This is a genomic window from Paracoccus gahaiensis (assembly GCF_005048225.1).
In the GTDB taxonomy this organism is placed as follows: domain Bacteria; phylum Pseudomonadota; class Alphaproteobacteria; order Rhodobacterales; family Rhodobacteraceae; genus Paracoccus; species Paracoccus gahaiensis.
In genome coordinates, this window is the sequence record NZ_SUNI01000005.1 from 1 (window position 1) to 11,607 (window position 11,607).

At 59.4% G+C, this 11,607-nt stretch carries 10 protein-coding genes and 1 tRNA gene; 6 read left to right on the forward strand and 5 right to left on the reverse strand.

Going from position 1 to position 11,607, the window contains the following annotated elements; all coding sequences use genetic code 11:
- Positions 1-482: integrase core domain-containing protein (locus FA743_RS07640; protein ID WP_136885290.1), on the forward strand; the 482-nt coding region annotated here is incomplete at its 5' end.
- A gap of 658 nt (positions 483-1,140) precedes the next feature.
- The gene (locus tag FA743_RS07645) at positions 1,141-2,580 is read left to right on the forward strand and encodes an IS1182 family transposase (protein ID WP_136885291.1); all 1,440 of its coding nucleotides are present in this window, start codon (positions 1,141-1,143) and stop codon (positions 2,578-2,580) included.
- A gap of 123 nt (positions 2,581-2,703) precedes the next feature.
- Here FA743_RS07645 and FA743_RS07650 read toward each other — a convergent pair whose 3' ends face one another.
- Together FA743_RS07650 and FA743_RS07655 are read right to left on the reverse strand one after the other, a co-directional pair.
- Positions 2,704-3,201, reverse strand: a complete 498-nt coding sequence (locus FA743_RS07650) for a DinB family protein (protein ID WP_136885292.1) — start codon at positions 3,199-3,201, stop codon at positions 2,704-2,706.
- Positions 3,202-3,630: 429 nt separating this feature from the next.
- Complete coding sequence (locus FA743_RS07655) at positions 3,631-5,094, reverse strand: hypothetical protein (protein ID WP_136885293.1); 1,464 nt, start codon at positions 5,092-5,094, stop codon at positions 3,631-3,633.
- 718 nt (positions 5,095-5,812) lie between these two features.
- On the opposite strand from FA743_RS07655, the gene FA743_RS07660 reads away from it, so the two are divergent.
- The 3 genes from FA743_RS07660 (at position 5,813) to FA743_RS07670 (ending at position 8,388) form a co-directional block, all read left to right on the forward strand.
- Positions 5,813-7,141, forward strand: coding sequence for an SNIPE associated domain-containing protein (locus FA743_RS07660; protein ID WP_136885294.1), 1,329 nt, complete (start codon positions 5,813-5,815; stop codon positions 7,139-7,141).
- A gap of 11 nt (positions 7,142-7,152) precedes the next feature.
- Positions 7,153-7,626 carry a hypothetical protein gene (locus FA743_RS07665; RefSeq protein WP_136885295.1) on the forward strand — a complete coding sequence of 158 codons (474 nt, stop codon included), beginning with the start codon at positions 7,153-7,155 and terminating at the stop codon, positions 7,624-7,626.
- 300 nt (positions 7,627-7,926) lie between these two features.
- On the forward strand, positions 7,927-8,388 hold the full coding sequence (locus tag FA743_RS07670; RefSeq protein WP_136885296.1) for a P-loop NTPase family protein: 462 nt from the start codon (positions 7,927-7,929) through the stop codon (positions 8,386-8,388).
- A gap of 275 nt (positions 8,389-8,663) precedes the next feature.
- Here the strand turns inward: FA743_RS07670 and FA743_RS07675 are convergent.
- From FA743_RS07675 to leuB, 3 genes are all read right to left on the reverse strand, one after another.
- Positions 8,664-8,740, reverse strand: a tRNA-Pro gene (locus FA743_RS07675).
- A 48-nt stretch (positions 8,741-8,788) separates the two neighbouring features.
- Positions 8,789-9,742, reverse strand: coding sequence for a DMT family transporter (locus tag FA743_RS07680; RefSeq protein WP_136885656.1), 954 nt, complete (start codon positions 9,740-9,742; stop codon positions 8,789-8,791).
- A gap of 6 nt (positions 9,743-9,748) precedes the next feature.
- Positions 9,749-10,870, reverse strand: coding sequence for a 3-isopropylmalate dehydrogenase (gene leuB / locus FA743_RS07685; protein WP_136885297.1), 1,122 nt, complete (start codon positions 10,868-10,870; stop codon positions 9,749-9,751).
- A gap of 182 nt (positions 10,871-11,052) precedes the next feature.
- Between leuB and FA743_RS07690 the strand changes: the two genes are divergently transcribed.
- Positions 11,053-11,550: a hypothetical protein gene (locus FA743_RS07690; protein WP_211242215.1), complete on the forward strand. Its 498-nt coding sequence runs from the start codon at positions 11,053-11,055 to the stop codon at positions 11,548-11,550.
- Positions 11,551-11,607 lie beyond the last annotated feature (57 nt).

Consider the following 11,607-nt stretch of genomic DNA (forward strand, 5'->3'; position numbering starts at 1 on the left):
TCGACGATTGCTGCCGCGAGAACCTGTGTCTGGTCCCCGACACCAGCATCTCGGGCGCAAGGGTGGCCCGAGAACTGGATGCACTGGTGCGGATCTATGGCAAGCCGGCTTGCATCGTCAGTGACAATGGGACGGAGTTCACCAGCCGGGCCATCCTGAAGTGGGCCGATCAGAACGACGTTGCCTGGCATTACATCGACCCCGGCAAGCCGCAGCAGAACGCCTTTATCGAAAGCTTCAACGGCAGCCTGCGCGACGAACTGCTGAATGAGGAGATTTTCGACACACTGGACGATGCCCGCCGAAAGATCGCCATCTGGCGCTACGACTACAACACCGTCAGGCCGCACTCCTCACTCGGCAACCTGACGCCACTCGAAGCGCGCCGGACGCTTGCGCTAACCGAGGGTTCCACGCCCGGCGCGCTTGCCCTGAAACCATCCGCCGACTACCAATCTCAAACCGGCAGACTCTCGTTATGACCGAGGGACCCACGGGGGGCAGGTCAAACCACGTGGCAGGGGGCAGATAGTCCTGCCTTCAGCGGTGGGAAAAATTGCGTGAAAACAGTGGGGCCTATCGCCGATGCGAAGATGGGATTGCCTTTTTTGTCACAAAGGTCTGCCTCTGATGGGCCGCAGCCCAATCTCTATTCCGTGTCTCGATCCGGTCCGACATGTCGTGGCGCTCCTTCCTGTTCCGCCAGTGGCGAAGCCATCGCTGCTTTTCACTTTGGATGACCTCATGTCATCCGAAGGGCAAAGCAGGGTGGGCGCAGCCCGACCTGCGGCCGGACGGTGATCTGACACACGGGGCCGGAGCGGTGAAATCGGGAGGGACCCGCGCGCTTGCGTGTGGGAGGAACCGGATTTCTCCGTGGAGGCTGACGCGCAGCGGCACCAGAGCCCGTGTTCGGATCGCCGGCCGGATGGCAGGCGGAAATACGAAATGAAGGATCGTCAGCCGTGCCAGAGCGAAGCGGAGGCGCGGCTGTCCTTTGGATCAGCGATCGCGGTGCCTGCGATCACCATATCTCTGAAAAGCAGCCTCTCAGCGACCTGGTCGCATCGACGCGAAGAGCCGAGGCTGTGTGGAAACTCGGCCTTATGGTAGACTTCGACATGGTGGCGGGAGATCGGCATGTCGGGTTTCATCGAAGGGACTGCGCGGGGACAGACGGCTCTTTTTCCAGATCGTCTTGAGGATTGGATTGGCGAGGATCACCTGGTTCGGGTGGTTGATCTGTTCGTCGATGAACTCGATCTGCCTGCGCTCGGATTTGCGCGATCGGCGCCGGCGCGGACGGGGCGACCCGGATATCATCCTGCCGTGCTGCTTAAGCTGTTCATCTACGGCTATCTGAACCGGATCCCGTCTAGCCGCAGATTGGAACGCGAAGCCGGGCGGAACGTCGAGCTGATGTGGCTGACCGGCCGCCTTGTCCCAGACCACAAGACCATCGCTGACTTCCGACGTGACAACGGCCCTGGTATCCGCCGCAGCTGCGCCCAATTCGTGGAGTTGAGCCGCCGGATCGGCGTGCTGAAAGGCGCCTGCGTTGCCATCGACGGGAGCAAGTTCCGGGCCGTCAACAGCCGGGATCGCAACTTTACCAAGGGCAAGATCGCCAGCCGCATCGCCCACCTGGAGGCGGACGTCGAGCGCTACATCGCGGAGATGGCGCGGGTCGATCGACAGGAGGAGGGCGAGGTTCGGGCTGAGAAGGTCGCGCATCTGGCCAAGCGTTACGGGCGTGTCCGGCAGCATATCCAACACCTGCAAGCCATGGGGCGGGCCTTGGCCGATGCGCCGGATGGGCAGATATCGCTGACGGACCCCGATGCCCGCGCCATGGCGACCAGCGCCCGGAACAGCGGAATGGTCGGCTACAATGTCCAGACCGCCGTCGACACCGAGACCCACCTGATCGTCGCGCATGAAGTCACCAACCAGGGTCATGACCGTGATCTTCTGGTGCCGATGGCAAAAGCGGCCAAGGATGCGCTTCGCCGCGACGAGATGCATGTGCTGGCCGACAAAGGCTACTTCAGCGGGCGGCAGATCCTGGCCTGTCACAAAGCTGGAATCACCACGACGATCCCGCGCCCCGAGACGTCGGGCAACCGCCTCAAGGGCATGTATGAAAAGGCGGACTTCGCCTATGAGGCCAACGCGGATATCTATCGTTGTCCCGCAGGGGAAGCGCTACCGTATCGCTACACGACCGAGGAAGACGGCTTGGAACTCCGCCGCTACTGGACCAGCGAGTGCGGCACGTGCCTGATGAAATCGCGATGCACGACCGGCAAGGAGCGCCGGATCACGAGGTGGGCGCACGAGCATCTGGTCGAGGCGGCGCGGGCGAGGCTGATCGGACCGACCGAACCGATGACAATCCGCCGAGGCACGGTCGAGCACCCGTTTGGCACCATCAAGGCGTGGATGGGCACGTCCCACTTTCTGACCCAACGACTGAGGAATGTGAAAACAGAGATCGCGCTGAACGTCCTCGCCTACAATATCAAGCGAATGGTAGCGCTGATCGGGGTCCAAGGGCTGATGAGCGCTTTGAAGGTGTGAAAAGCGCCGCTCCATGTGGTTTGTCTGCACTTCGCCAAACGCAAGTCAGATCTTCGCGTCAGATGCCCTTGGATGCCAGCATGCGCCGGCGTTTCCACACAGCCTAAGCCCGAAGCGGACAGGTTATGGCACCAACGAGAGGTCGGTTGGCTCTGGCTCTGCGCCCGCCGCTGTCAGCATAGCGTGGACCTGACCCCGATGGTGGCTTTCGTGATTGAAGAGTTCAACAGCACAGAGAGCTGTTGGTCTCTCCATTCGGGTTGAACCGTCCCCAGGATACCAAACAACTGTCCCGTTGAGATCAGCATCGACCAATCGGGCTGCCCATTCTTCGATTTCCTCGTTGCGTTGTGTACGCAGCACTTTGAAATCATCCCAGTTCGATGGGCTGGCAAGGGAATGCTTGATGGTTTCCTCTGGGCGTCCGTTTCCTTTTAGTCGCTCCAACATCAAGGCATCAGCCCAGTAAATGTGGTTCAGAGTAGCCGCAATCGATTGGAAGAAAGCACCTCGATCCTTCCAACGATCCGAATTTGTGAGTCCATCGGCGGCGTTTACCAAAGAGGTGTTCTGCCATGTACTGTAGCGGGCCATGAGACGGCAGTATTCGGATGAGATCATTTTCTCAGCCTCCGATGTTTCTGATGTGGGTTGATTCTGGAACGCTTATCCGGAAGCGTCGTCTATGGCGCTATTCCACGCCGGAGTGTCTGGCACGATCATCCTGATCAGGATGCCGGTACGACCAGCCAACTATGTTAAAATCAGCTATTTTATGGAAAGCGTCAAGCATCGGGTGTGACTGATTTTTCCCGCATAGCGGCCTTTCGACCGCCACCCTATTCAGTCTGCTATGCGGGACCTTCCGGTCATTCGCTGCAGTTGCATTGCAGCCACCTTTACCGCGAGGAGTGCGCGGACGAAGGGCGGAGAGCTGCCTCACGGCAGTGCAGAAGAATGCACTTCGCCAGCGGAAGCGGACGCTCGTGGAACCGAGCGGCGCGGCCCAGCATTGGTCTAAACATCGCCAGCGACGGCACGAGGACCGCATCAATCTTTATGCAGGTCCTTTAATGAAAAGCTATCGATAATATCTGAGGCCTGATTCAGTCCAGCGCGGTGGTCGCTCGAGGTTTTCGGCAAGACCGCCACATCAATTCCGCCAAATTCTACCGGCGGAGTAAACTTCAAGTGCTTTCCTTCCTCGGATCGTGCAAAGCCCAACCTGGAAAAAATAGCACCCATCCGCTTCGGCATTTCGTTTACATCACGACACGCTGACTTTATCTCATTAACTAGGCCCAACGAGCGACCGCTGAATTGACTTGCGTCCAAAAGCCTCTGGATGAGATGGTGCTCTCTCTTCGACTTGTTTATTTTCTCATCACATATGTAGAAATTCAGTGCTCGCCTGATGCGGTCCGAAACCTCTCCGTCATACAACTGCCTGCCAATAACGCTCGAAAGTTCGGCAGGTATAATCCCAATACCTGAGGTAATTTGCGTTGCGTCTGCAGAAAGAGCATCAGAAAGAGCGTTTTCTAGCTCTAGGATCCTAGCATCTTTGGTGCTCATCTCTGCATCGAAGGCGGCGATATAAGTGTCTACCTCATGGCCATCTGAAGCGCGAATATCCCTTAGTTTCCCCTCAATGCCCTTGCGCAACTCACGACTTTGAGCTTCTTGTAACGCCCGCCAATCCATCGCGTATGGACGACTAATGCTCGCATGATACTGGACTATGAAATCGATCATTGAGTTCGTAGTTGACGCTTGATGGTCTGCGTCAGATCTCTTGTAAAATTTTCGAATTATACCTCTACCGGGCAGGCAGATACCCACAGTTCCGCCATAAGGATTTTTGCCGTTAGTTACCTCCATCAAATCGATAGAAAAGCTTCGGTCTGGTTCAACAAATACATGTGCCAACCCCCCAAGGTCAAATGCCAACTTATCCGCATTAAGGCCTAGCTGATTATCATCATCTCTGCTTAGATAGATTTTCGGCAAGAGGCCATTCTCCATGCCGCTAATTATTCTAGAAGCCAAATCAACTTCATCACTGGTGATGCGATGTGGTTTATCGTCTATTATATGGTCGCCGTCTATTGACGCCCAACCATCCTTCAGCATCATCTTTATAAGAAAGGGCTTCTTCGGGCGTTGGAAGATTGCACCGACATCCGCAATGACGCACTGGCCGCGAATATGAGCCCATGCTTTATCTCGGTGAGTCAAAACGCACTCAGTTCGCCAGATACGTCCTTCATTATCTAGGATTTCGTGCTGCATACCGAGAGCTGAATGCTCAGCGCCGTTTACGTTTTTGATCCTTAAAGTTTCCGCTCCATCTTTTGATTTGAGAAGTATGTCATCGTCATATATTTCGGTTAAAGATTGTTCTACGAGAACCTTACTTGCCTTTACTCCATCCAACCAAGATATAAGTAGCTGAATAAAATTTGATTGCGTAGCCGGCCGACCAACAGGAAAGCACGTAGAAAATTCGTTCATTTTCACGACCTCGGATCATCTAAAATGTTCTTGCGAGTGCTACTACTACGAGTTTCAATGATGTAGCAGTCAGCCGCGATCTCTAAAAAGATAGACCACCTGATTTATCAGCCGTCAAGCAGCGGTATGACGGCATCGAAGACGCTATTGACCCAATATCGCTGCGTCACGCACCAGCAGCCGCTCTTGGTTAGCTGGACTGCACCTCCTGTCTAGTGACGACCGGCTGCTTTGGGCCGAGTGCGCGAGCCAGTGACGGCCCCATGCCGGTCCTGGCACCAGGGCCGGCAGATAGAGGCGAAGAGCCATTCGCCGACCCTTGTAACAGCCACAGCGAATGCGGGTGCAGCGAATACTAGCTTCCGCAGAACTGTCGGTCACGCTGATCCGGTTATTGCAGTGCAGCTGATTTAAAACAGCCGTTAGCCTTAGGCGCGGCGTGACTGGCCGTCCGGCGGTGGCATCTAAAGATGGCCTACCTACGCGCAAGGGCAATCTGCCCATAGAAGTCCCGAACGTCCGGAAGACCCGCGGCAGTTCGAGGGGAACGTTATCGAGGTGCCTGCCCACACAATCCTGACGCGTAAGGAGCTCGCCTACGCAGATGGACGTAGGTCCAAGCGTTCAATGGGAAAACTAGTCTTGCACCGCACGCCGCGATTGCAATCGAGCATCCTCGTCGGCAAAGTTCCGCCATAGATTGTCACGGATGGATTGAATGGAACCTGTTGCCGTTGTCGCATTGGTCTGGATGTTGCTGCCGTTCGTGCTGGCCGTCCTTTGGTTCCGAGCCAGGTCATCATCCCGACGTTCGTCTCAGGAAGCAACGGCTCTCAAGGAGCGTTTCGCTCCCGTTGTCTCGCTCGATACCGAGATCGCCCGCATGCGCGATGAGGCAGACGCAGCTCGTCGGGAAATGGCCCAGGTGCGGTCGACGTATGCCGAAAAGCGCGAGCTTCTAGATCAGCTGGAGCAGCAGGTGGCCGTTTACGATGAGCGGCTTTCGTTCGCGGAACTTGGTGTCTATGAGCCCCATTTCGATTTTTCGGACAGCGAGGAATACAAAGACTCAATTCGTAGATGCCGTGAAGAGCAGAAGCGGATAGTTTCCGATAAGTCCGCTGTTTCTGCCAACAACAACTGGACCGTCGACGGGAGTAAGTCGAAGGGACAGACCATGATAAACCGCCAAACGAAGCTGACCTTGCGGGCCTTTAATAATGAATGCGAGGCTGCCATTGCCAACGTTCGTTGGAATAACGTGAACGCAATGGAGAAGCGTATCCGCACGTCAGCCAGCCAGATTGATGGCGCGAACGCCTCGATGAACCTGCAGTTGGAGGAGGACTATATCGAACTGCGGATAGAGGAGCTCCGGCTCACGCACGAATATCGCGAAAAGCAAAAGGCGGAGAAAGAGGAACGTGCTGAGATGGCGCGCGCCGAGCGAGAGGAAAAGAAACTGCTCGCTGAGGCTGAAGCCGCCGAGAAGAAGGAAAGAGAATACAAGCGCCTTCTGGATAAAGCTCGCTCCGAAGTAGGTGCCGATCAGTCGAAAATTGCCGAGCTTGAAGCTCTGCTGGCCGAGGCTCATTCGGCGGCCGAGCGCGCACAGGCCATGGCGACGATGACGAAATCCGGCTACGTATACGTCATCTCGAACGTGGGGAGTTTTGGGGAAGATGTCGTCAAGATCGGGCTCACGAGGAGGCTCGATCCTGACGACCGTGTGCGGGAGCTGGGGGACGCCTCAGTGCCATTCGGTTTCGATGTCCACGCTATGATCTACTCGGAAGAAGCTCCCGCCCTGGAATCGGCGCTCCATCGGGAATTCGCTGAGCGGCGGATCAACATGACGAACTTCCGCAAAGAATTTTTTCGGGTCGGCCTGGAGGAGGTGGAAGAGGCGGTAGCTCGCCTCGCGCCGTCGGCATCGTTCTTCAAGGATCGTGAGGCGCAGGAGTGGCACGAGACGATGGCTCGCCGAAATGAGACACTCGCTCAGCTGCGGGCGAGGGTTGAGACGGCGCTGCCGGCTGAGATTTAAGCTTTCCCGGGATGAGGATTGAGAACGTGAGGAACTTTCCCGTCGCCGTTGCCGCGATCATTTTCGCGCTACCCGCAGCCGCAGAAATGACACCGCTTTCGGAGATTCTGACCCGACCGCCTGACCGCATAGAAGTGGGATATCCTTGGATCAGATGCGCGGCGCTATACACGGGAATAGAGCGCTACGCAGGCGTGAATTTAGGTCCGGATCTACTAGAAAGTTCCCGGAAAGCCGCCGAGCGGAGCTTAATATTTGCGGCGATGCTCCGCGTTCAGAAAGCCGAAGAGAGAGGGTTCGGCGAACTAGATGTTCAGAAGCAGGTTGATCATGCCATCACAGAGATGGAGCCAATCATGCTTGAATATGTCGACCGCTTTCGCGCAAACTTCGCCGCACAGGGCTCATTCATGGATGGCGACCAGATGTCGATGCAGGACTATAGTCTCTGCGCCGAAATGAGGTCGGTCGTATTGGGTGAGTAACCAGAAAGTTCGTGTCGCACGGCAGCAGGCAGTGGCCTTCCGATTTTGCTGCGCCAAGCACGAGCGTCTGCTCTCGGGAAGCAGCACGGCGCCGCCGCGACTATCTCGACCGGCCGCAATGGGCCGGAAGGCACTTGATGCTTGTCGTGTTTGAACGTATGCTTTCTTTGAGTTGACGCCCCAGCCTCCCCCCTCCGACGGGAAAGCATTCAGCATGTAGGGTAGAACGAGAGCTTTTTCTGTTCGAGCGCGCACATAAGGAGGGATTGTGTATATTTGCTCGCAATAGGAAAAACTCAGATGAACCTATCTGCGCCGATCAATGAACTGAAACGTAAAGCGAAGCTGTTGTGCCGGTCCGAAGGCATAGCGCTCAATCAGGCGTATGCGCTTATCGCCAAAGATGAAGGATATGCGAGCTGGGGTCTCTTGATCCGAGATCATGAAGCACAGACGACGAAGCCGAATGTGCCGCTCAAGGCAGGCTATATGATCACCGCTCTGCCGGTGGATGACGCACACCGCAAGGAAGCGATTGAGCTGGCCGACAGTACTTTCGAAATGGTGATGCGCCGAATTGAACCTGATAACCCAATTGAAACACGGCGGCTTTGGAATGCGGCAGAGTATATCGACCATCATCATTTAACCTCTGATATGCTTCCGATCGATAGTGAATACGCGTTTTCTTTGATCGAGGCGTTTCTGTTTCACTACGTAATAGATCTTGCAGTCCAAGCTGATCTCAAGGCGGAGACCTAAGCAAGGTGAAGCTGGTTGGAGGGCTCCCGTCCTCCAACCAATGACTGCTTCGGGGAATGCTTCGGTGCAGCATTCTTTCATGTGTTGAACGGAAGCTCCGGGCCGACTGCTCTTGCTGCGCCTGCATTCGCTGCGGGACAAACGAACGTCAGAGAAGGGCTCTTCGCGTCGATGATGCGCTGACTGCAGACCGTCTGCTTTCGTTAGTGTAACGCACGAGAGGCAGACTGCCTGACAGAAAAGGCAGCACTATGTGCCACAGAACACCACGAAAATGGTCGGAGCGAGAGGATTCGAACCTCCGACCCCCTGCTCCCGAAGCAGGTGCGCTACCAGGCTGCGCTACGCTCCGACCGTAGGACGGGCAGGTAGCGCCAGATGCGGGCGAATGCAAGCCCTCTCAGCGGCGGGGCGCCCACAATCTTTGCAGGATCGTCGACTTGGGCGCGGTCACCACCTCGGCGCGCAGGCGGGCGCTGGAGGCGGGGCGGTGGGCGCTGACGCCGCCCCTCCCCTCGCGCCAGACGACATAGATGCCCGAGGCAATGATCACCCCCGCGCCCAGCAGGGTGGCCGGGTCCACCCCCTCGCCGAACAGGAACCAGCCATAGATCGTGGCCCAGAGGATCTGCGAATATTGCATGGGGGCGACGATGGCGGCCTCGCCGGCGCGATAGGCCAGGATGACCAGGAAACCGCCCCCCAGGCCCAGCGCGGCGATGATGCCGGTCATCGCCAGGTGGATCAGCTCCATCGGCTGATAGGCGACGGACAGCGCCGCGCCCGTGGCCATGAAATTGCCCAGCATCGGCCACATCATCAGCACCATCGGCCGCTCGGCCCGGCCCAGGCGGCGGATGATGACGGCGGCCATGGCGCTGGCCACGGCCCCGGCCATCGCCGCAACATGGCCCAGCTGCAGATCCTGCGCGCCGGGGCGCAGCACGATCAGCACGCCCGACAGGCCCACCACCACCGCGGCCCAACGGTGCAGTCCGACCTTTTCGCCCAGGAGAGGGATCGACAGGATGGTGATCAGCAGCGGCGTGGTGAAGAGGATCGCATAGACCTGCGTCAGCGGCAGGGTCGAGAAGGCGTAGAACCCCGCCATCCCGGCGACCACCGCGCAGAGCGTGCGCAGGACCACCCAGCCCGGGTTGTTGGGGCGCAGCGTGCCGGGCTGCGGGTCGCGCATCAGAACGATCGAGACCAGCGGAAAGGACAGCAGCGAGGCGAAGAACAGGATCTGCATCGCCGGGTAGGTCTCGCCCAGCGTCTTGATCACCACGTCATGCGTGGCGTAGAGGCCCATCGCCGCAAGCTGCAGCAGGGCCCCGCGCAGATTTCCCGTCAGCGCCAATCAGGCCTCCAGCGCGGCGACGATGCGGTCGCCCATCTCGGCGGTGCCGACCGGACGCCCCCCCTCGGGGGTCATCAGGTCGGCGGTGCGCACGCCGTCCGCCAGCACCCGCTCGACCGCGGCCTCCAGCGCATCGGCGGCGGCCAGTTCCCCGAAGGAATAGCGCAGCGCCATCGCGAAGCTGAGGATGCAGGCGATCGGGTTGGCCATCCCCTGGCCCGCGATGTCGGGGGCCGATCCGTGGACGGGCTCGTAGAGCGCCTTGGGCCGGCCATTGGCCATCGGCGCACCCAGGCTGGCCGAGGGCAGCATGCCCAGCGATCCGGTCAGCATCGCCGCCGCGTCCGACAGGATGTCGCCGAAGAGGTTGTCGGTGACGATCACGTCGAACTGGCGCGGGTTGCGCACCAGCTGCATGGCGCCGTTGTCGGCGTACATGTGCGACAACTCCACGTCGGGATATTCCTGCTGGTGGACCCAGGTGACCTCCTCGCGCCACAGGATGCCCGATTCCATCACATTGGCCTTTTCCATCGAACAGACCCGGTTGCCGCGCTTGCGGGCCAGCTCGAAGGCGGACCGGGCGACGCGGCGGATCTCTCCGCTGGTATAGCGCTGCGTGTTGATGCCCACGCGACCGCCCTCGTTGTCGGGGTTGTTGTCGTCGGAATGGATGCCGCGCGGCTCGCCGAAATAGATGCCGCTGGTCAGCTCGCGCACGATCAGGATGTCGAGGCCCGCGACCACCTCGCGCTTGAGGCTGCTGAAATCTGCCAGCGCGTCGAAGCATTGCGCGGGGCGCAGGTTCGCGAACAGGTCCATCTCCTTGCGCAGGCGCAAGAGCCCGCGCTCGGGCTTCACGCTGAAGTCCAGCGCGTCGTATTTCGGGCCGCCGACCGCGCCCAGCAGGACCGCATCCACCGCCTGCGCCCGTGCCATCGTGGCGTCCGACAAAGGCGCGCCATGGGCGTCATAGGCCGCGCCGCCGACCAGATCGTGGCTGACGTCGAATTCCATGCCCCGGTTGGCCGCAAACCAGTCGATGACCTTGACGACCTCGGCCATGACCTCGGGGCCGATCCCGTCGCCGGGCAGGATGAGAAGCGAATAGCGGTCGGACATGATCCCTCCTTCTGGGGCCCGCGGCGCGGGGGGCGCGGGCTGCGGGTTCGGGTTAGACCCCGCCCGGGCCCCGGTCAAGATCGGCAAGGCTCCGCCGACCGCTCACGACAGTTTGCCTTGCGCCCCGCGCGCGGCTGGCCGACCTTTCGCGCGCAACACCAAGGGCCGTGATGGGGACCGCGATGAAAAGCCGGAATGTCATGTGGAGTGCCGCGATCTGCGTGGCCGCGATGGGGGCGCCCGCCATGGCGCAGGACGGGGTGCCGGGCGACCGGCTGGTGGTCCCGCTGCCCGATGTCTCGGCCCTGTCCGACGACGAGGCGCAGGCCCTGGCGCGCGAGCTGGCGCAGATGAACGTGATCACCTCGGAATGTCCCGACCACGATGTCAGCGACCCCGAATGGCAGCTGATGAACGGCACCACCGATGCGCTGCGGGAGCGGTTGGGGCTGGACCCGCTGGCCTATGACCGCGAGTATTTCCGCCCCGCCTTCTCGGTCCTCGACGATCCAGATGCCTGCGATCGCTTGGGCCCCGAGGCCCCCGCCCTGATCGCGCGGCTGGAACAGCTGGGCGGCGGCACCACGCCCGTCACCCCGGGCCTGCAGGCCGAACCCGGCACCGTGATCGACGCCGACACGCCCCCCGAACCCGACCCCGAGGCCGACACCGCCCCCTGACGCCGCCCCTCCGCAATTTGCACGTCTTGCAGCTTTCCCTCCGTTGGACCAGCGTGG

Bases quoted from the DNA above. Each gene is read 5' to 3' on its own strand.
- FA743_RS07645 (WP_136885291.1), top strand. From the start codon at position 1,141: ATGTCGGGTTTCATCGAAGGGACTGCGCGGGGACAGACGGCTCTTTTT.
- FA743_RS07650 (WP_136885292.1), bottom strand. From the start codon at position 3,201: ATGATCTCATCCGAATACTGCCGTCTCATGGCCCGCTACAGTACATGG.
- FA743_RS07655 (WP_136885293.1), bottom strand. From the start codon at position 5,094: ATGAACGAATTTTCTACGTGCTTTCCTGTTGGTCGGCCGGCTACGCAA.
- FA743_RS07660 (WP_136885294.1), top strand. From the start codon at position 5,813: ATGGAACCTGTTGCCGTTGTCGCATTGGTCTGGATGTTGCTGCCGTTC.
- FA743_RS07665 (WP_136885295.1), top strand. From the start codon at position 7,153: ATGAGGATTGAGAACGTGAGGAACTTTCCCGTCGCCGTTGCCGCGATC.
- FA743_RS07670 (WP_136885296.1), top strand. From the start codon at position 7,927: ATGAACCTATCTGCGCCGATCAATGAACTGAAACGTAAAGCGAAGCTG.
- leuB (WP_136885297.1), bottom strand. From the start codon at position 10,870: ATGTCCGACCGCTATTCGCTTCTCATCCTGCCCGGCGACGGGATCGGC.
- FA743_RS07690 (WP_211242215.1), top strand. From the start codon at position 11,053: ATGAAAAGCCGGAATGTCATGTGGAGTGCCGCGATCTGCGTGGCCGCG.